Below are 18876 nucleotides of genomic sequence, written 5' to 3' on the forward strand. Positions count from 1 at the left end.
CCACCGGCGCAGCCGGTTAGTTCAACGCCCGCCTGCGGAAAGCGTGCCCCCCATCCCGGTAGCGTAGTCGAAGAGCCGAATCCTGACTACTAAACAAACCAGCCTGTCGACTTTGTCGACAGGCTGAGACACCATTTCACTGAGAAATGGTGTCTTTCATTGTTTCTGTGATCATGAGCTTTCTAATAATTCTTTGTACGGTGTCATATCAATCTTTCTTTCCTTTAATTTCTTGATAAGAAACTTATGGTCTCGTTTTGGTGTGGCGATAATGTAACCTTTAATAATATAATCTTCGGTTAAGACGTCAATTTGATCTTTTAGTGCTAATTCACCAATTTTTCCTGCAATCTTTCCTTTTGCAACATCGCGGAATAATTCAGGTACAGGCTCTACTAAATCATTTAGTAATTCCTTCTGTTCGTCATTCCATAAATGGAGTGTTTGTTCGATATAATAGTCTTGCCAGTCTAATATTGACTTTCCATCTTCTTTCGGCAAACGTTTCAGGAATTTCCGAAACATGAAGTATCCGCCGATAAACATAATGGTTATTAAAAAGACAGTCCAACCAACAATAAACCACATGAATCCTTCATTAGGCATCTTATTCACCTCAACTTATCTTCCATCCTATCCTATCATAGGATTGATATTCTTTGCGACTGAATCCTGTTCGATTTCGTGAATATTTGATATGATGAGTATCTGGGGTGAGAGTAATGCTAGAGATCATTTTTTATGGAATTCATTTAGTTTTTTCCTTATTTTTCTTTTTATTAATCCCGTTCGTTTGGCTTATTAAAGGGAGCTTATTAGAAAGAAATGTAGTAGCTTTACAAAGGCTATTGCGTTTTTATAAGCCGATCTTATTTATTGCACATATCGGAGTCATTGTTTCGTTGTTGACGGGAGTTTATTTAGCTACTAGTTGGCTTAATTTTTGGTTCTTGGCTGTTTTAGTTGTATGGCTCGTATTAAGTGCTTATTTAGGGATCACAGCGAAATATGTTAGGCTTGTTCTAGAACAAATCGAACAGCATTCAGCCTTGAAATCTTATGATGACGTTAGTAAGTTAAGACGAGCTAGCCTTATATTGATGATTATTACGGTCCTTATGTTTGCTTTGAAGCTATTGCGCTACGTTTAATTCTCGATTTTGTACAATAATTATGTCATGATCGTTCATACTATATAAGAAAAAATGTATAGGAGGGTGACAAATGATTATTGGAGTTCCTCGAGAGGTGAAAAACAATGAGAATCGTGTTGCGATGACACCAGCCAGTGTCTCTACCTTAATTCAATTAGGTCATCGTGTTTTGGTCGAACAAGGAGCAGGTGAGGGAAGTGGCTTTTTTGATCAGTATTATGAAGATGTTGGAGCAGAATTAATGAATGAAGCAGAGACAGTTTGGAGACGAGCTGAGATGATTGTCAAGGTTAAAGAACCTCTCCCTTCTGAATATCAATATTTTCGTCAAGGTCTTATTTTATTTACATATTTACATTTGGCAGCCGTTCGTGAATTGGCAGAAGCACTTATGAAAAGTGGCGTCATTGCGATTGCATATGAAACGGTTCAAATTGGAAATACACTTCCTTTATTAACACCGATGAGTGAAGTAGCTGGCCGTATGGCAACACAAGTAGGTGCACAGTTTCTAGAGAAGCCTAAAGGCGGAACAGGCATATTACTCTCTGGCGTCCCTGGTGTAAGTAGAGGGACTGTAACGATTATCGGAGGCGGAATTGTAGGGACAAATGCAGCGAAAATAGCTATAGGCTTAGGTGCAAATGTGACGATTATTGACTTAAATCCGAATCGGTTAAGAGAGCTAGATGATTTATTTGGTTACAAAGTCCAAACAATGATGTCTAATCCATTAAATATAGCAGAGTATGTTGCTAAGTCTGATTTAGTTATTGGGGCAGTCTTAATACCAGGAGCTAAAGCACCGAAACTCGTCAGTGAAGAGATGATTAAAGCGATGAGAGATGGTTCTGTTATTGTCGATGTTGCCATTGATCAAGGTGGAATATTTGAAACCATTGATAAGGTTACAACTCATGATCAACCAACTTATACGAAACATGGAGTTGTTCATTATGCAGTTGCCAATATGCCTGGTGCTGTTCCACGAACATCAACAATTGCCTTGACGAATGTAACACTTCCTTACATTTTACAAATTGCAAAACTAGGAATAAGAGATGCTGTGCTTCGAAACGGTGCACTATTATTAGGTTTAAACGTAGCTGGTGGTAGCATAACCTATAAGGCTGTAGCGGATGATTTGCAGCTTGCCTATAAGGCTGCTGAAGAAACATTGGATTCACTTTCTTAATGAAATGGGGATGAACATGGAAGAAAATGAGGCGAAAGTGATTTTGGAGCAATTACGTAGTAAAGAATTGACACAATATCGGGTTAAGCGAGCGGATTTTTTACAATTTCGTGAAGTATTAGTTAAGCAGGAAGATGCGATTAACTTTCGAGGGAATGCTCAGCATGGTGGAGAAACGATTTACACATATGAACCAAATTGGACTAAATAAACGTTAAAAGGGATGAACTTATAACGCTCATCCCTAACTTATTATTGAAGACCTTAGCAAATATAAGCTGCTCCAACAATAACAAGTAAAATGAACAATACGACTAGTAGCGCAAACCCACCGCCATAATGACTCATGTTATTAGCCTCCTTTAACCTGATTTCAGTATCAATATATGTACTTAAGGTAAAGGGTGATTGGGTGTTCGTGGAGGAAATGGAGAAGAAATCATTTGCATTAAATGAAATGTAATCATTAGTTATTGTAAAAAAGATAAGTGAAAAAAATAACGAGACTTCTTTCTAGGTTCATATTAAAATAAGTAGTAGAATGATATTAAGGAGGTTTATTATAATGACAACTAAATTAACATTAGGCGTAATTGGAGCAGGGAATATTGGCAATGTTCACTTACGCGTATTCGATCGACTTAAACAAGAGGTTGAATTGAAAGCGATTACTGATGTCTTTCTCCCAATGGCTCAATCAAGGGCTGAGGAGTATGGGATTGAGAGTGTTTATGAAACAGCAGAGGAATTAATTGCCGATGAGGACTTAGACGCAATCATTGTAGCCGTTCCAAATAAATATCATGCTTCTCTTGCAATCCAAGCATTAAAAGCAGGTAAGCATGTCATGTTAGAGAAGCCAATGGCGATTAATGAACGTGATGCAAAAGAAATCCTACTTACTCAACGACAAACAGGTAAAGTAGTCATGATTCCTCACCAAATGAGATGGGAATCGATTGCTCTACAAGTGAAGGATCAAATTAATCGTGGTGAACTGGGATCGATCTACCATGCGAAAGCAGGCTGGTTTAGACGTAAAGGAATACCAGGGTGGGGAACGTGGTTCACACAGAAGAATGAATCTGGTGGAGGTCCACTTATTGACATCGGTGTGCACTTATTAGATCTGTCTTTGTATTTGATGGGCAATCCTAAACCAATTTCGGTATTCGGTTCGACCTATGCTGAGTTCGGTCCAAGAAAGAAAGGAATTGGTACATGGGGGAAGCCAAATTGGGATGGAACGTATGATGTAGAGGATTTAGCATCTGCCTTTATTAAAATGGAGGATGGTAGTACTCTTACATTAGATGTAAGTTGGGCTGTTCATATGGATACAGATAGTCAACCATTTGTTCATGTATTAGGAAGTGAAGGTGGAGCGTCGATTCGTGGGAATAAGGGTAAGTTTCTAACTGAAAGGTTTGATGAGACAATTGACGTCGATTTAGAAGCAGCGGAAGAAGAAGAAGGGGAGCGACTTCGTTTAAGCCAACATTTTCTTGAATGTATTCGTGAAGGAAAAGAACCGATTTCTAATGCATTAACAGGCTATACGAATAATTTAATTTTAAGTGCAATTTATGAGTCTTCTCAAACCGGACGTGAAGTGCAATTAAATTGGGATATTGAAGGTGAATAATATGTTAAAAGGAGTCACCAATGCTGGTTTAGGCGATGTTGGAACAATTGAAGAATTTATTATAAACGCGTCTAAGTATGGATTTGAATCAGTTGATACGAGTGGAAATGAGCTCGTTTGCTGGGTTGAACAAATTGGGTTAGAAGAAGCACGAGCGTTTTTAAGAAAGTATAACATTCAAATCGGAGCAATTGGATTATCAGTAGAGTGGAGACGTGAGGAAGAGGAGTTTAAAACAGGTTTAGAGCCATTTATTCGAGAAGCTGAAGTTGCGTCGGCCTTAGGTTGCCGCTCATGTGTAACGTATATATTACCGTCTACTGATTATCCACCAGCAGCATTTATGGCTAGAGCGGTTCGACGTTTTCGTACGTGTGCAGTTATCTTAAATGAGTACGATATGAAACTTGGATTAGAATTTGTTGGCCCTCACCATCTTCGTACTGCGTGGAAATATCCATTTATTTGGACGATGTCTGAAACAATCGATTTAATTGAAGCGATAGGTAAGGCGAATGTTGGCTTGTTAATTGATGCTTATCATTGTTACACAACTGGGATTGATTTTGCCGAATTAAATCAGCTCGATGTGGAGAAAATTGTCCATGTTCATATAAATGACGCAAAAAGTATTCCTGTATCAGAAGTGTTAGATAATGATCGTTTATACCCTGGGGAAGGGGTTATCAATCTTGTTGAATTTTTAAAACAACTACAGTCTATCGGTTACCAAGGTTCTATAACGCAAGAAGTTCTCACTCAAATCCCTGAAGATCAAGAACCAGAACAGCTTTGGGATAAGACATCCAACGCATATGATGCGTTATTTAAACAATTAGAACGCTAAAAATGGAAGTCACTGATGAAGGTGAAAATCAGAGGTCACAATATAAGTAAAAAATAAACTTTTTCTGTGACCTTCGTAGGAAAGAGGAGGCTTATGATTCAAATATAGTCTCCTCTTTTTTTAGTGGGGGAATTTGAGTTATAATAAACAACGTATTGAGTTACTTAGTATAGGGGTCCTTTGAATGAGTTTTTTATTAATTGTATTACCGGCTTTTTTAATATTTGCTGTTGGATTTCTTGGACAAAAGATGATTGGATTTGATCCGAAACCGATATCTGTACTAGCGATTTATTTAATGTCACCGTTTTTAGCTTTTCGTACCTTTTATATGAATCCTGTAACGATCAACTATTTTTATATTTTCGCCTTTTGCTTACTTCTTTGTCTTGGATTAATTGTTGTTTCCTTTGTTGCAGGGAAGATCATGAAATCGAGCGAATCTCAAGTATCAGCTATGGTTCTTACTGGAGTATTTATGAATAGTGGGAATTATGGAGTCCCTATTATATTGTTTGCATATGGAACGGTTGGATTTGACTATGCGGTTATCATGATGGTCATTCAATCTTTTCTAATGAGTACAATCGGATTATATTATGCAGCTAGAGGGAGCCGCGAAGGAAATACGATGAAGCAAGCTTTTATTAAAGTCATACGTATGCCATTAATTTATGGTGCATTACTCGGTTTAGCATGCCAATTGATGCAATTAAATATCCCAATTCAACTGTATCAATCCATTGATATGATTGCAGATGCAACGATACCTACGATCATGATTGTACTTGGCATGCAGTTGGCACTAATCAAACGTAAGCAAGTAGCTATGAAGGAATTGAGCTTCATCATTGTGATGAGAACGATTATTTCTCCTGTCGTTGCTTATGGAATTATTTTATTATTGCCAATTGATCAACCATTAGCAAGTATACTTATTGTATTAGCAGCGATGCCTTCAGCAGCAAATACGACCATGTTTGCCTTACAATTTGACACGGAGCCAGACCTTGTTTCATTTAGTACATTGGTAACAACGGTATTAAGTATCGTCACCGTTCCGATTATGCTAATGATCGTAAGTATGTAGCGTTATAGATTGAGGAGGAGGAGTATGCAATTTAACAATAAAGACCGTATATTATTTATTGGTGACAGTATCACAGATTCAGGCCGAAAAGAAGATAATGAAATGATTGGGTGGGGATATGTAAGGTTAATAAGAGATTATTTACATATTACGAATCCTAATAAATCCCTTCACGTATTGAATAAAGGTGTAAGTGGGAATCGAATATCGGATTTAGAGGCTCGATGGAAAGTAGATGTGATTGATCTCAATCCTGATTATCTTTCTGTATCAATAGGAGTTAATGATGTGTGGCGACAGCTTGATCATCCTGAAATGGAGCAAGTATTTCCTGATCAATATAAAGAAATTTATATCAGAATTCTAGAGGAAGTAAAAGAAAACACCAATGCGACGATCATCTTAATGGAGCCAACCATAATTGAAGAAGACTTACTAGCGAAAGGCAATCAACTGTTAAAAGCCTATGTTCAAGTTGTCCATGAAGTTGCTGAGGAGTTTGAAGCAATCGTCGTCCCTACTCACCAAGCGTTTGTTACTTATTTAGAAGCACAAAATGAACAGCCATTAACAACTGATGGTGTACATATGAATTCATTAGGCGACATGCTAATGATGAAAGAGTGGATTGAGGCAGTCTTAGGGTAAAGAAGTTTGAGGCAAGGATAGGAGTAAGATATCCAAGCCTCAAAGACGGAATATTGTAAACCCAATAAGGAAAAAGAGGATGGAGCCGAAAATACTCATTGAAACATAAAACCCAAATTCCTTCCATTTCTTTTGCTTAAATAATTGCATCGCTTCAACACTATATGTAGAAAAGGTTGTAAAAGCACCAAAGTAACCGATTCCGAAAAAAAGGTAATAAGGGTCCTCATAGGCACCGATTGGTACTTGTTTAAAATACAATGAAAAGAAGCATCCAAGACTAAAAGATCCGAGTACATTTACAAACAACATAGCAATCGGGACAGGGGGATTCGGAAAACGCTCCATCATGTATAAACCTACTAAATAACGTGAAATAGCTCCTAATGCGCCACCAATGGCTAATAAAATCAAGTTCATCCGCCGTTCACCTCATGCTTTTTAAATCGAATCCATTTACCGGAAACTCTTCTTGCTAGTTCGAATCCGAGTAGGGCAAATAGGATACCTCCTACCATTGAACCAAATATGTAAATGATCGCATCAAAAGCAGTAAAAGTAGTAGAAAGAAATGTTGCATCTGCTGCTAATGTTGACATCGTTGTAAAACCGCCACACAAGCCAACTCCTAACCCGAGCTTAACCCATTCCTTTGGGATAAAAAGTAAGAACCACGCCGTTAAAAAACCTAAAAGAAAGCTTCCGAATAGATTTTCAATAAGCGTTCCAAAAGGATAGCCTGTCTCCAATGTGAATAAGTTTAGCCCGTATCGACTTATTGTCCCAATTGCTGCCCCGATTCCGATTGCAACAACATTTTCCCATTGAACCTTCAATTTATACTTCCACCTTCCAATTAAGCCATCTCATATAGTTTAAATGAAATGGTACAATGAAGCCAACATTTCCTAACATATTATTAGCTTTTTAAAAAATGACAAAACTAGTTGACGTTAGAATGTTCAATCTTATAAGATTGAATAAATGAAATGGGTTTCATAGTTAATAAGTTTCTATATTACATAAACGAAAGGAATGATTAAATGAGAAAATTCCCTTTAGACATCCATGATAACTCACTTAAAACAAGAGCTGATATCCAACAAGCAGTCAAGCAATTATGCGAGCCTTTAATGGAGAAAAGCAGTCCAGCCTTTGCGCATGTTCATATAGGAAACACGAGCGCAAGTTATTCTCAATCAACAGCATTTATGGAAGGGTTTTCAAGGCCATTGTGGGGAATTGCTCCTTTAGTAGCTGGAGGTGGAGAGTATGAGCATTGGGATTCTATTCTCCAAGGTGTTAAAAATGGCACAAACCCTGATCATGAGGAATTCTGGGGATGTTTGACTGATTACGATCAAAAAATTGTAGAGATGGCCGCTTATGGTTTAACATTAGCGATTGCACCAGAAAAATTATACGATCCATTAAATAAGGAGGAAAAAAGAAACCTTGTGAATTGGCTTTCACAAATCCATTCTTATAAAGCTCATGATTGTAATTGGCTTCTCTTTTTAGTTGTCGTAAATCTTGGTTTGAAAAGGATTGGAGTATCGTATGACGAAGACCAGATGGAGCGGCATTTAGACCGAATAGAAGACTATTATCTTCATAATGGCTGGTATTCCGATGGTGTCGGTGGTCATTGTGACTATTATACTTCATTTGCCATTCATTATTATTGTTTGCTCTATGCGAAATTGATGGAGAAGGAAGATCCTACACGTTCACATAAGTATAAAGAAAGAGCTCGTTTATTTGCAAAAGATTTCATTCATTGGTTTTCAAATGACGGCTCTGCCCTACCTTATGGTCGTAGCTTAACATATCGATTTGCTCAGGTGTCGTTTTGGAGTGCTATGGTCTTTGCAGAGGTCGATGCTTTTTCGATTAGTGTGATGAAAGGAATCATCCTTAGGCACATACGGTGGTGGTTAGATCAAGCGATTTTACTTGCAGATGGTACGTTAAGTATTGGATATACGTACCCGAACTTAATTATGGCGGAGAACTACAATTCTCCAGGCTCTCCGTATTGGGGCTTGAAAGCCTTTTTAATTTTAGCACTTGATCATGATCATCTCTTTTGGAAGGCTGAGGAACAATCTCTTCCACGTTTAAAGCAAACATTATTACAAAGATCCGCACATTTAACGATTTGTCGCCAGGATGAAGTAGGTCACGTATTAGCCTTTAATAGTGGTCATCACTCAACAAATGAACATACACATACTTCTGCTAAATATGAAAAATTTGTGTATTCTAACTACTTTGGATTTAGTGTACCGAGAGCTGAATGGGGATTAGAGCAAGGGGCATTTGACTCGATGCTTGCAGTAAGTGAAAGAGATAACCTTTATCGTGTAAAAAGAAAGAGTGAAGAATGGGAACTTGAAGAAAATTATATCTATACGAAATGGAAGCCTTGGGACGATGTTGTCATAAAAACATGGCTCGTTGTAGGAGCACCTTGGCACGTTCGTATTCATGTTATTAATAGTAATCGGGATTTAGATGTCGCCGATGGTGGTTTTGCATTAGGAAAACCATTTGAGCCTTATGGGAAAGAACAGCTAGCTATTGAAGAAAGTCGAAATGAGGTATTAGCCAAAACGACATTAGGATTGAGCGGGATCAAACATTTGAGTGGAAATGGTCACACAAAACTTGTGCATCCTCATTCTAATACGAATGTGATCCATTCACGTACCGTTATTCCAACTGCAATAGCACAATGTGACAAAGGAAACAGTATATTTATTAATGCCGTGTATGGGGAACCAAAATCAACCGAATATAGCTGGGAAGAAGCACCGGTCGTTGAGACAAAAGCAAATGTTATATTTGTTTATAGCAGCGCTAGACGAGAGAAGCTGTTATTTGAATTGGATGTATCAAGTCATTTGTCATGATAACTACCATTATGTAAGAGATAAGAAGAGTCGTCAAAGTGCAAATCTTTGTCGACTTTTTATATTTATGAAAGGAGGAATGTGTCGTAATGCGACCAAACATTAAGAAGTTATTCTTAATGTGAGTTTTTAAAACGGTCATTATTGTTCCTAAACTTTGTTGATTTTCAAAATATATTTAACGTTTGTTATCTATCATCTCGAAAACGAAAACTCTATAATAGTAAATGTAAGCACTTACAAATTCGAAATAGGGGGTAACAAAAATGAAGATGAAAATGTCGAAATTCCTATTGCTAATGATCTTGGCTATGTTACTTGTTGTCGTTGGATGTAGCTCTGACACTGGTGGCGATGATGCTGGTGATGACGGTGCAGAGGAAACGCCAGCAGATGACGGCGATGATTCAGCAACAAATGACGGTGATCAAGGAGATGTGACGATTCGAGTTGCTTGGTGGGGTGGACAAGAACGCCACGATATGACACTTGAAGCGATTGATTTATTTGAAGAAGAGTATCCTCATATTACGGTAGAGCCTGAGTATACGGGCTGGGACGGGTATTGGGAGAGATTAAATACACAAGCGGCTGGTTCTAACTTACCTGACGTTATTAATATGGACAACTCGCAATTAAATGAGTATATTAGTCGTGATTTATTAGTCGATCTAGCTCCATTTATTGAAGATGGAACAATTAATTTAGATGACGTCGATGAGGTTTACCAAGAGATTAATCATGATGGTGATCGAGTGTTAGCGGTTTCTCTAGGTGCCAACGCACTAGCGACGATTTACAATCGTGATATGTTTGAAGAACATGGGATTACACTTGATCCTGGTTATACGTATGAAGAAATGGTTGATGCAATGCTAGAAATGGTAGAAAACGCTGATGGAGATTTTTATGGATTTGACTTAGCGAATGCAGAATTTGAAATGTTCTTTACTTATGCGCGTCAGCATGGACAATCTGTCTTCAATGAAGAAGGTACTGGACTTGGGTTTGAGGAAGACGTGTTAGTCGATTTCTTTACACTAATACAAGATATGGTTAATGAAGGTGCAGCACCATCACATGATATTACGATGGATTATATTGATGGTGGAAATGCGATGTTAGCTGACAATTCAGCCGCTATGCAGATGGCTGCAAGTAATCAAATCATCGGTGTTTCTCAAACTACTGATAATGAATTAGGGTTAACGATATTACCATCTCTCGATGGAGGACAACACGGAAATTGGATTCGTCCAAGTATGTCTTTTTCAATTGCTACACATTCTCAGGAGCAAGAAGCTGCAGCGTTATTTATTGACTTCTTTACAAATAGTTTAGAAGCAAATGAGATTTTACAAGCTGATCGGGGTGTGCCGATTTCTTCAGCAGTACGTGATCACTTAGCGCCAATGGTTGATGGACCAGTACAAGAGACATTTGAGTTCTTAGAGCTTGTAGCTGATTATACAAGCCCTGCAGACCCATTATCTCCTCCAGGTGAAACTGAGGTTCGTGGTTCATTCTTACGTGTTATCGAAACATTGAAATACGATCGAATTACACCTGAGGAAGCAGCTGTACAATTTATGCAAGAAGCTGAGAATGTATTGAATTAAAGGAAGTGGGGGAGGGCTCGTTCCTTTTTGAGCTCTCCCTTTTCTTAGAAGAGGAGGTATGAGCGATCATGGCTAAGCCTGAAGAGGTAACAAAGGCGGAGCTAAGCTCAAATGAGCTGGCCGAGCATACAAAAAAACTAGAAAAAAGGAAAGCTTTAAAAAACACATTAACAGGTTATGCGATTATTTCTCCTTGGTTAATCGGGTTTATTGTTTTAATTTTAGGACCAATGATCGTTTCTCTCTATTTATCATTCACTAATTATGATTTACTTTCAAGTCCAGATTGGATTGGCATTCAAAATTACATTAACGTTCTAACAAGTGATCCGCGTTTCCGTACATCAATGGAAGTGACATTTATTTTTGTATTTGTTTCAGTTCCGTTAAAATTAATTTTTGCCCTTTTGCTCGCGTTGCTATTTAATACTGGTCGAAAAGGGACAGGGTTGTTTACAACGATTTATTATATACCTTCGATCATCGGAGGAAGTGTAGCTATTGCGGTCGTTTGGAGACAATTATTTGGACGTAATGGGGCAATCAATGAGTTTGTACAATCGTTAGGTTTTGCAGGAACAAACTGGATCGGTAATCCAGATACAGCGTTATCTGTGCTTATTATACTTGTTGTTTGGCAATTTGGTTCACCTTTAATTATTTTCTTAGCAGGCTTAAGACAAATTCCACAAGAGCTTTATGAGGCAGCGAGTGTCGATGGAGCTAATTCATTTGTTCGTTTTTGGAAAATAACACTTCCAATGTTAACACCTGTTATATTCTTTAACTTAGTGATGCAAACGATTGGTGGGTTCATGACATTTACACAAGCGTATCTCATCACAAACGGTGGTCCAATGGATTCAACCTTGTTTTATGCATTGTACCTATATGAAGTAGCATTTGAATATTTACGTATGGGTTATGCATCTGCAATGGCCTGGATTTTGTTAGTTGTGATCGGGATTATTACGTTAATTTTATTTAAAACGTCTAAATATTGGGTTTATTATGAATCGGAAGGAGGGCGTTAATCATGGAAAATAAGCGTCTTCTAAAAGATGTCATCTATTATGTCTTTGTCACTGCTTTTGGCTTTCTAATGATCTATCCAATTTTGTGGATGTTTGCAAGCTCATTAAAACCAGCAGAGGAAATTTTTAACAATGCTATTTCGCTTCTTCCTAGCGTATTTATGTGGGAAAACTATCCTATAGGATGGGAAGGATTCGGACGTACAGGGTTTGATGTGTTCTTTCGAAACTCAGCGATTGTCACATCGCTTGTTGTAGTTGGTGCTATATGCTCTAGTAGTATCGTTGCTTATGGATTTGCGAGACTGAACTTTAAATTCAAAGGAATTTTATTTGCTTGTTTGATGGGGACGATTATGTTACCAGTACAAGTAACGTTGATTCCACAATACGTGATGTTTCATAATATTGGATGGGTTAATACCTTTTATCCGCTTATTGTACCAGCCTTTTTGGGAGGAACACCATTTTTTATATTCCTTTTAATTCAGTTTATCCGTGGTATTCCAAGAGAATTAGATGAAGCGGCAATTGTCGATGGCTGCTCAACATTTGGTGTTTTCTGGAGAATTATTTTGCCGTTGCTTAAACCTGCGCTCGTTACAGTTGCGCTATTTGCCTTTATGTGGACTTGGGATGATTTCTTAGCTCCATTAATTTATTTAAATAGTGCTGATTTGCATACGGTCACAATCGGATTGCGGAATTTTATGGATACCGATGGTAATACAAACTGGGGACCTTTACTTGCCATGTCCTCCCTATCATTAGTTCCACAATTTATTTTATTCGCTTTTTTCCAGAAGTATTTAGTTCAAGGAATAGCGACGACAGGCTTGAAATAAAGAGAGATGTATGCAGGTTGGAAGGGTAATAGGAGAAACGGAGGGTGGTTGGACCTTTAAACGAAAGATTCATCCACCTTAGTAAGATGTTTATGAGGAGGGGATAGAATGCCACAATTAAGTTTTGATGAACAGCAAGTAATAGAGGTTATTGACAGAATCGTTGATCGGACGTTTAAAATGGATTTTAGTTGGGATTGGCCTGGTGGAGTGGCTTTCTATGGAGTAACGGAAGCATATGAAGTAACGGGAGAAGAAAAATATATTGATTTAGTTAAAGAGTGGATTGATGAAGAGTTAGAGGATGGTCTTCCTAAATTAACGGTCAATGCATCGTCGATCGGTCATATTTTATTGACATTATACGAGGTGAAAAAGGAAGATAAGTATTTAGAGGTAGCTACTGAAATGGCTGAATACCTTGTAAACGATGCAGAACGTTTTGATGATAGTATTTTGCAGCATACTGTAAATGGTGAGAAATATCAATTCCCTGAGCAAGCATGGGTGGATACGATGTTTATGGCCGGCTACTTCCTGTTGCGAATTGGGAAATTGTTAGATCGAAACGATTATTTTGAGTTTGGATTAAAACAGTATCATGGTCATGAGAAATTTTTACAATCAGATGATACAGACCTATATTATCACGGATGGGATCATATAGCTGGAAACAACATGTCGAGTATTTTTTGGGCGAGAGGGAATAGTTGGGCTGCTATTACGATGGCAAGAGCTCTTGAACTTGTTGAAGTTCAGCACCCTTCTTATATGATTATTGACGGATCGCTTCGAGATCAACAAAGCGCGCTCGTTCGTTTACAAGCAGATAACGGATTATGGCATACGATTGTCCAAGACCCTACTTCACCGTATGAGGTTTCTGGAAGTGCAGGGATTGCAGCGTCTTTGTTAGTGAGAGGGAAGCTTTATAATAAATATATTCAGAAATCAATTGATGGTCTATTACAGAAGGTTAAGGAAGATGGATCAGTATTGAATGTATCTGCGGGTACGGCTGTTATGAATGATGCACAAGGCTACAAAGATGTCCCAGATAAGCGTGTCCAAGGCTGGGGGCAAGGTCTTGCTCTTGTATTTTTTGCTTCACTTCTAAAGCACCGAAATATAAATTAATAGAATCTTAAACAACAGACTATTGTTAGGTCTGTTGTTTTTTTATAGTAATTTAACATTTTTTATCTTTGTATAATCGACAATATCCAGTATACTATACTGTAAGCGATTACAATATTAAAAGCGAGGAGTTGCTAGTCTATGAACTTTTCAGGGTTTTCAAGTGGATTTAATACGTTCTTTGAATGGTTAATGAGGCTGGCTCTATTAAATGCCTTATGGATCCTATTTACGATTTTAGGGTTAGGTGTATTCGGGTGGGCTCCTGCGACAGTTGCGATGTTTGCTGTTTTACGTCGTCGGTTGTTGCATGAAGAAGACTCTTCTTTAATGAATAGATTTATATATCATTACAAAAAAGATTTTTGGAAGGCTAATATGATTGGGTTATTGCTGCTTTTAGGTGTGATGACATTATTTGTGAGCACACAAATGCTTGCATTTATGACAGGGTTTGAATTGACGTTCTTTGGTGTAGTCGTGTCAATATTTGCTGTGCTATTTTTCGTAATGGCTCTATTTATATTCCCTGTATACGTACATTACGATATCCCTTTAAAGAAATGCCTTCATTATTCTTTAATGATCGGAATTGCACATGTGCATTATTGTCTTTTTCTCTTATTTGGGATGGCGATCATAACAGTTTTAATTTATGCATTCCCAGGATTACTCATTTTCTATGGCGCTAGTCTTGTCATTTCACTCGTCTGCGTTGTTTCTTTAAATGCCTTTGCAAAAATGGAGGAAAGGCAAGGACAACAACAAGAACAGGTGAATTATTAGCTGTATCACAATATACGTATAATGATTTTTTGTTACTATGACTATATAATCGTTTAAATCTATGATTGGTGCTTTTGGGCTGGGGGAATAGCTCGATGTTATTAAAAAAATACCGAATTCGTCAATTATTGTTTGGGAGCTTCTTCTTATTCATTCTTCTATTACTGTTCATTATTATTTACGTCAGTTATCAGTATTCTGTATCAGGACTTTTGCAAACAACAAATGAGTATCAAGAAAGCCAACTGAAATTAATGAGTGATGATTTAACTAGTAAAATAGGGACGTTTGAGGATTATTCTGTTGTTCTATCACGGCAAAAAAACTTTCGTGATATGATAGCGGATCAGCATTGGTTTACAAGTTCAACTTCACCAGTAACACAGGATTTTTCAAATATTATTTATAGTATTCCAGCTATTCATTCAATCGAAATTTATTTAACGTCACCACCTATAGATAATATTCAATACCCTGTACGATACCATGATTTGAGTGTAATAGAAGAAGAAAGTTGGTACACGCATATTCAAGATATTAGTTCAGCATGGTTAGGGCCAAGACAAGTTGAGATGGTAGGTGGCGAAACCTCTGTTATAAGCTATGGCCGAAAAATTAATACATCTCGAGGGGAACTTCAATCTGTCATAATCATTAATTTAGATCCATATACCGTTCAAGGCTGGTTGTTTGGTTATAGTGAAGGAGAACCAATCTCTCTATTAGATCAGAATGGAGTAATATTAGCGAGTACAAGTGAGATATCACTAGATGAAAAGGTTTACTCAAAACTAGAAAAAGCGAAGGAACAAATCGATGAAGGTGAAGTAACATTTCAAATCAGGCATGATGGCCAATATATTGTAGCTACTTCGATCAAACCTGTTAATTGGACACTTATGGAAACGACTCCATACGAACAAATTATTGCGCCAAGTAGAGAAATGATGAAATTTTTGATTTTAATTGGTGTCGTTGCATTACTCATAGCGTTAGTTTATACACTATTGTTAACTAGGAGCTTTACGAAGCCAATCTTACACTTAGCTAATGTAATGAAACGTTATGAAGTGACCCAGCCAATTCCAAGATTACCGAAAGATTATAAAAATGAATTTGGGCAGTTGTTTAATGGCTTTCAAGATTTGATGAATCGCTCTAAAATTCTTTACGAATCATTGGATGAACAAAATAAAAGGCAACGCGAGGCTGAAATTAAAGCGCTTCAAGCAAATATTAATCCACATTTTCTCTATAATACGTTAGACCAATTGAATTGGATAGCGATGGAGCGTGGCGATCATGACATGAGCAAAATGCTCGAATTATTAGGAAAGATGTTAAGGATAGGTCTTTCAAAAGGGGCTAGTATAATTACAATTGAAAATGAATTAAGTTATTTGGATTATTATTTACAACTGCAAAAAATTCAACTAGAAGATCGACTAGATTATGAAATGAATGTGAGTGACCAAGTCCGTTTCTACTTAATACCAAAATTAACGCTTCAACCATTTGTTGAGAATGCGATTATTCACGGTTTTCAAGATGGTCGAAAAGGCTACATTACTATCGATATTCAAGAGCACGACCACCATATTACCATACAAATTGTAGATAATGGAATAGGGCTTGTAAATAAGCCGGTAAAGCATGAAAGGTTACCTACTGGGGGATATGGCATAAGAAATGTTCGTGAGAGGCTGGATGTGTATTATGGTGATGAGGCGAATGTTTCTGTTAAGAACCGTGATCAAGGTGGTGTGATTGTTACGATTCAATTACCTAAACAAAAGGATGAAGATGGTCAAATGCATGAAACATCATAAAGGGGGTCTTTATATGTGGCAAGTGGTCATTATTGATGACGATCAAAAAGTTCTAAGAGGAATGAAAAAAGTGATTCCTTGGGAGCGCTTAAATTGTCAATGGGCTGGTGAAGCTAAAAATGGTCAGGATGGTAAAGAATTAATAAGGCGTGTGAAGCCAGATATCGTGATTACAGATATTTATATGCCTATTTTAAATGGGTTAGAAATGATCCAAGAATTGAAAGAGGATTGCTTGAATTGTAAAGTCATTATTTTAAGCGGTTACAATGATTTTGAATATGCACGACAGGCAATGAGGTTGAACGTTGCCGACTATTTGTCTAAACCCGCTTCCCTAGATACGATAACAGAAGTGTTAGAAAGAATGATCAGTCAATTACAAGATGAGAGAACCGAGCAAAAGCAAATGAAGGAATTAGAGAATAAGGTAGTTGTTTATGAATCATTAGTTGAAAAAGAATGGGTTAAATCGGTTGTTACAGGTACTGCGAATGTGTTAAATGTTCCGAAAAGCATTCAACATTATATCGCAAAATGGAAGTATAAAAATCATGCCGTTCTAGCTATTACGTATGATGAACCGTTGCAAAACACTTCATTTTACCATTCAGATTGGAATTTATTTCGATTTGCTTGTAACAATATTATTAATGATCTTACCGAAGAACTATTTAATGATTATCAATATTTTGAAGTTCATTTGTTTCAAGGGATTTTAACAATTCATAGTGAACAAGATTCAGAATTATTTATGGACAGCTTACACAATATAGCAAATAAAATTAAAAATAGCATTCAGTCTTTTCTACAAGTGAAGGTGAATGTAAGCATTGGTTCTATTCTTTCTAATTGGGAGCAGCTACAAGACTCAATGAAAGTGGCACTGGAACGTACAGTCATACCGACTACTGTCTCACCACTAAGTGAAAAAGCAATTGTCACGAATGAACTATGGACAAATGGTATGGAAGTCAGTCAAAAGCTTTCTGAAGCAATTCGACATGCCGATGAAACAGCAGCCCGTCATGTTATTTCACCATTTTTTGATAAGCTTAAAGATCAACCTTACCATCAAGCTGCTGCGGTAAGACTTGGAATTGAAATGTGGACCATTATGACGTATTCATTACATGATATTGGTATGAATTTATCGGAAATTTTGCCCGAGAATAAAGATTTAATCTATGATTTATCACTGTTAACAAATTGGATTGAACTACAACAATTTATAGAGGGGAAAACAAAGCAAATTTGTATCCATCAAAGCTGGGATGAAAATAAGAAACATAGGCAGTTAGTTGAACAAATTGTTGAGTATGTGAATGAACATTTAAGTGAGAACATTACGTTACAAGATATTGCGAATGAATTGTATATTTCCCGTAATTATCTCGGACAAATTTTTAAAAATATTGTAGGAGAATCGTTTAAAAATTATATTACTCGAATACGGATGGAGCGGGCCAAGAAAATGCTTCAAGAGGGAAATTATTTAATCTATGAAGTATCTGAGAAGGTTGGATTTGGAAACCCTGCTTACTTCACGACAACGTTTAAAAAATTTACTGGTTTAACACCTACTGATTTAATTCAAAGAAGGCCAGTTAATCAATAGAGCCTCAATAGAAAGGAAGATGTAACATGCAAAAAGGCGAAAAAATTTGGTATATTCCGGATGGATATATTCCTCCAGAGAGTACAAATGAATTATTGAGTCATGAATCGATTTGTGTTTTAAACTGTCAAGAGAGAAAGGCACAACTTTCCATAACGATTTATTTCGAGGATCGTCCACCTTTAGAACAAATCGCTTATGAAGTACCAGCAAAACGGACAAAGCATATTCGGACTAGTGAGCTATCATTAGATGGTGAAAAAATTCCAGTAGGCGTTCCTTATGCGATAGAAATCGAAAGCGATAAACCGATTATCGTTCAATATAGCCGACTTGATTCAACTCAACCAGAATTAGCGCTTATGTCGACTATGGCCTATGCCCTGAAATAATTAAATGAAAAAATCACTTATGATCGCGTTCATGAGTGATTTTTTCTATGTAAATGAAGTAAGTTAAAGAGAAAGAAAGCTTTTTTACAGTATAAGAACTTAAAAAATTCGAGGAAGAAAAT

20 protein-coding genes are annotated in these 18876 nt (G+C 37.1%); 16 read left to right on the top strand and 4 right to left on the bottom strand.

What is annotated here, in order from left to right; genetic code table 11:
• Positions 1 to 171 precede the first annotated feature (171 nt).
• The gene (locus tag MW695_RS10775; RefSeq protein WP_247105325.1) at positions 172 to 606 is read right to left on the bottom strand and encodes a DUF2621 domain-containing protein; all 435 of its coding nucleotides are present in this window, start codon (positions 604 to 606) and stop codon (positions 172 to 174) included.
• 116 nt (positions 607 to 722) lie between these two features.
• On the opposite strand from MW695_RS10775, the gene MW695_RS10780 reads away from it, so the two are divergent.
• The 3 genes from MW695_RS10780 (at position 723) to MW695_RS10790 (ending at position 2560) form a co-directional block, all read left to right on the top strand.
• On the top strand, positions 723 to 1151 hold the full coding sequence (locus tag MW695_RS10780) for a hypothetical protein (protein WP_247105326.1): 429 nt from the start codon (positions 723 to 725) through the stop codon (positions 1149 to 1151).
• 73 nt (positions 1152 to 1224) lie between these two features.
• A complete protein-coding gene (gene ald, locus MW695_RS10785; protein ID WP_247105327.1) occupies positions 1225 to 2349 on the top strand; it encodes an alanine dehydrogenase in 1125 nt (374 codons plus the stop codon).
• Positions 2350 to 2353: 4 nt separating this feature from the next.
• On the top strand, positions 2354 to 2560 hold the full coding sequence (locus tag MW695_RS10790) for a hypothetical protein (RefSeq protein WP_306421141.1): 207 nt from the start codon (positions 2354 to 2356) through the stop codon (positions 2558 to 2560).
• Between the two features lie 53 nt (positions 2561 to 2613).
• On the opposite strand, the gene MW695_RS10795 is transcribed toward MW695_RS10790, so the two are convergent.
• Positions 2614 to 2697: a YjcZ family sporulation protein gene (locus tag MW695_RS10795; protein ID WP_035343904.1), complete on the bottom strand. Its 84-nt coding sequence runs from the start codon at positions 2695 to 2697 to the stop codon at positions 2614 to 2616.
• Positions 2698 to 2914: 217 nt separating this feature from the next.
• Here MW695_RS10795 and MW695_RS10800 point away from each other — a divergent pair, with 217 nt between their 5' ends.
• The 4 genes from MW695_RS10800 to MW695_RS10815 all read left to right on the top strand — a co-directional run bounded on the left by MW695_RS10800 (position 2915) and on the right by MW695_RS10815 (position 6579).
• Positions 2915 to 3994: a Gfo/Idh/MocA family protein gene (locus MW695_RS10800; RefSeq protein ID WP_247105328.1), complete on the top strand. Its 1080-nt coding sequence runs from the start codon at positions 2915 to 2917 to the stop codon at positions 3992 to 3994.
• 1 nt (position 3995) lies between these two features.
• Positions 3996 to 4841 (top strand): sugar phosphate isomerase/epimerase family protein, encoded by an 846-nt coding sequence (locus MW695_RS10805; protein ID WP_247105329.1) that lies wholly within the window; start codon positions 3996 to 3998, stop codon positions 4839 to 4841.
• A gap of 184 nt (positions 4842 to 5025) precedes the next feature.
• Complete coding sequence (locus MW695_RS10810; RefSeq protein WP_247105330.1) at positions 5026 to 5931, top strand: AEC family transporter; 906 nt, start codon at positions 5026 to 5028, stop codon at positions 5929 to 5931.
• 24 nt (positions 5932 to 5955) lie between these two features.
• Positions 5956 to 6579, top strand: a complete 624-nt coding sequence (locus MW695_RS10815) for an SGNH/GDSL hydrolase family protein (RefSeq protein WP_247105331.1) — start codon at positions 5956 to 5958, stop codon at positions 6577 to 6579.
• A 39-nt stretch (positions 6580 to 6618) separates the two neighbouring features.
• On the opposite strand, the gene crcB is transcribed toward MW695_RS10815, so the two are convergent.
• Complete coding sequence (gene crcB / locus MW695_RS10820) at positions 6619 to 6999, bottom strand: fluoride efflux transporter CrcB (RefSeq protein WP_247105332.1); 381 nt, start codon at positions 6997 to 6999, stop codon at positions 6619 to 6621.
• Complete coding sequence (locus MW695_RS10825; protein ID WP_247105333.1) at positions 6996 to 7415, bottom strand: fluoride efflux transporter FluC; 420 nt, start codon at positions 7413 to 7415, stop codon at positions 6996 to 6998. Before MW695_RS10825 ends, crcB begins: the two co-directional genes overlap by 4 nt.
• 207 nt (positions 7416 to 7622) lie before the next feature.
• Here MW695_RS10825 and MW695_RS10830 point away from each other — a divergent pair, with 207 nt between their 5' ends.
• The 9 genes from MW695_RS10830 (at position 7623) to MW695_RS10870 (ending at position 18754) form a co-directional block, all read left to right on the top strand.
• Complete coding sequence (locus tag MW695_RS10830) at positions 7623 to 9494, top strand: DUF2264 domain-containing protein (protein ID WP_247105334.1); 1872 nt, start codon at positions 7623 to 7625, stop codon at positions 9492 to 9494.
• A 266-nt stretch (positions 9495 to 9760) separates the two neighbouring features.
• On the top strand, positions 9761 to 11113 hold the full coding sequence (locus tag MW695_RS10835; RefSeq protein WP_247105335.1) for an ABC transporter substrate-binding protein: 1353 nt from the start codon (positions 9761 to 9763) through the stop codon (positions 11111 to 11113).
• Between the two features lie 68 nt (positions 11114 to 11181).
• A complete protein-coding gene (locus MW695_RS10840) occupies positions 11182 to 12147 on the top strand; it encodes a carbohydrate ABC transporter permease (protein ID WP_247105336.1) in 966 nt (321 codons plus the stop codon).
• Between the two features lie 2 nt (positions 12148 to 12149).
• On the top strand, positions 12150 to 12992 hold the full coding sequence (locus MW695_RS10845; protein ID WP_247105337.1) for a carbohydrate ABC transporter permease: 843 nt from the start codon (positions 12150 to 12152) through the stop codon (positions 12990 to 12992).
• A gap of 108 nt (positions 12993 to 13100) precedes the next feature.
• Positions 13101 to 14129 (top strand): glycoside hydrolase family 88/105 protein, encoded by a 1029-nt coding sequence (locus tag MW695_RS10850; RefSeq protein ID WP_247105338.1) that lies wholly within the window; start codon positions 13101 to 13103, stop codon positions 14127 to 14129.
• Positions 14130 to 14270: 141 nt separating this feature from the next.
• Positions 14271 to 14915, top strand: coding sequence for a YesL family protein (locus tag MW695_RS10855; protein ID WP_247105339.1), 645 nt, complete (start codon positions 14271 to 14273; stop codon positions 14913 to 14915).
• Positions 14916 to 15010: 95 nt separating this feature from the next.
• Positions 15011 to 16744 (top strand): sensor histidine kinase, encoded by a 1734-nt coding sequence (locus MW695_RS10860; RefSeq protein ID WP_247105340.1) that lies wholly within the window; start codon positions 15011 to 15013, stop codon positions 16742 to 16744.
• 13 nt (positions 16745 to 16757) lie between these two features.
• Positions 16758 to 18362, top strand: coding sequence for a response regulator transcription factor (locus tag MW695_RS10865; protein WP_247105341.1), 1605 nt, complete (start codon positions 16758 to 16760; stop codon positions 18360 to 18362).
• A 26-nt stretch (positions 18363 to 18388) separates the two neighbouring features.
• The gene (locus tag MW695_RS10870) at positions 18389 to 18754 is read left to right on the top strand and encodes a sensory rhodopsin transducer (protein WP_247105342.1); all 366 of its coding nucleotides are present in this window, start codon (positions 18389 to 18391) and stop codon (positions 18752 to 18754) included.
• Positions 18755 to 18876 lie beyond the last annotated feature (122 nt).

It is taken from the genome of Halalkalibacter sp. APA_J-10(15), assembly GCF_023017105.1.
Taxonomy (GTDB): Bacteria; Bacillota; Bacilli; order Bacillales; family Bacillaceae_D; genus Halalkalibacter.

Bases quoted from the DNA above. Each gene is read 5' to 3' on its own strand.
- MW695_RS10780 (WP_247105326.1), top strand. From the start codon at position 723: ATGCTAGAGATCATTTTTTATGGAATTCATTTAGTTTTTTCCTTATTT.
- crcB (WP_247105332.1), bottom strand. From the start codon at position 6,999: ATGAACTTGATTTTATTAGCCATTGGTGGCGCATTAGGAGCTATTTCA.
- MW695_RS10805 (WP_247105329.1), top strand. From the start codon at position 3,996: ATGTTAAAAGGAGTCACCAATGCTGGTTTAGGCGATGTTGGAACAATT.
- MW695_RS10835 (WP_247105335.1), top strand. From the start codon at position 9,761: ATGAAGATGAAAATGTCGAAATTCCTATTGCTAATGATCTTGGCTATG.
- MW695_RS10800 (WP_247105328.1), top strand. From the start codon at position 2,915: ATGACAACTAAATTAACATTAGGCGTAATTGGAGCAGGGAATATTGGC.
- MW695_RS10855 (WP_247105339.1), top strand. From the start codon at position 14,271: ATGAACTTTTCAGGGTTTTCAAGTGGATTTAATACGTTCTTTGAATGG.
- MW695_RS10830 (WP_247105334.1), top strand. From the start codon at position 7,623: ATGAGAAAATTCCCTTTAGACATCCATGATAACTCACTTAAAACAAGA.
- MW695_RS10850 (WP_247105338.1), top strand. From the start codon at position 13,101: ATGCCACAATTAAGTTTTGATGAACAGCAAGTAATAGAGGTTATTGAC.
- MW695_RS10860 (WP_247105340.1), top strand. From the start codon at position 15,011: ATGTTATTAAAAAAATACCGAATTCGTCAATTATTGTTTGGGAGCTTC.
- MW695_RS10840 (WP_247105336.1), top strand. From the start codon at position 11,182: ATGGCTAAGCCTGAAGAGGTAACAAAGGCGGAGCTAAGCTCAAATGAG.
- MW695_RS10845 (WP_247105337.1), top strand. From the start codon at position 12,150: ATGGAAAATAAGCGTCTTCTAAAAGATGTCATCTATTATGTCTTTGTC.
- MW695_RS10795 (WP_035343904.1), bottom strand. From the start codon at position 2,697: ATGAGTCATTATGGCGGTGGGTTTGCGCTACTAGTCGTATTGTTCATT.
- MW695_RS10790 (WP_306421141.1), top strand. From the start codon at position 2,354: ATGGGGATGAACATGGAAGAAAATGAGGCGAAAGTGATTTTGGAGCAA.
- MW695_RS10775 (WP_247105325.1), bottom strand. From the start codon at position 606: ATGCCTAATGAAGGATTCATGTGGTTTATTGTTGGTTGGACTGTCTTT.
- MW695_RS10865 (WP_247105341.1), top strand. From the start codon at position 16,758: ATGTGGCAAGTGGTCATTATTGATGACGATCAAAAAGTTCTAAGAGGA.
- MW695_RS10810 (WP_247105330.1), top strand. From the start codon at position 5,026: ATGAGTTTTTTATTAATTGTATTACCGGCTTTTTTAATATTTGCTGTT.
- MW695_RS10870 (WP_247105342.1), top strand. From the start codon at position 18,389: ATGCAAAAAGGCGAAAAAATTTGGTATATTCCGGATGGATATATTCCT.
- MW695_RS10815 (WP_247105331.1), top strand. From the start codon at position 5,956: ATGCAATTTAACAATAAAGACCGTATATTATTTATTGGTGACAGTATC.
- ald (WP_247105327.1), top strand. From the start codon at position 1,225: ATGATTATTGGAGTTCCTCGAGAGGTGAAAAACAATGAGAATCGTGTT.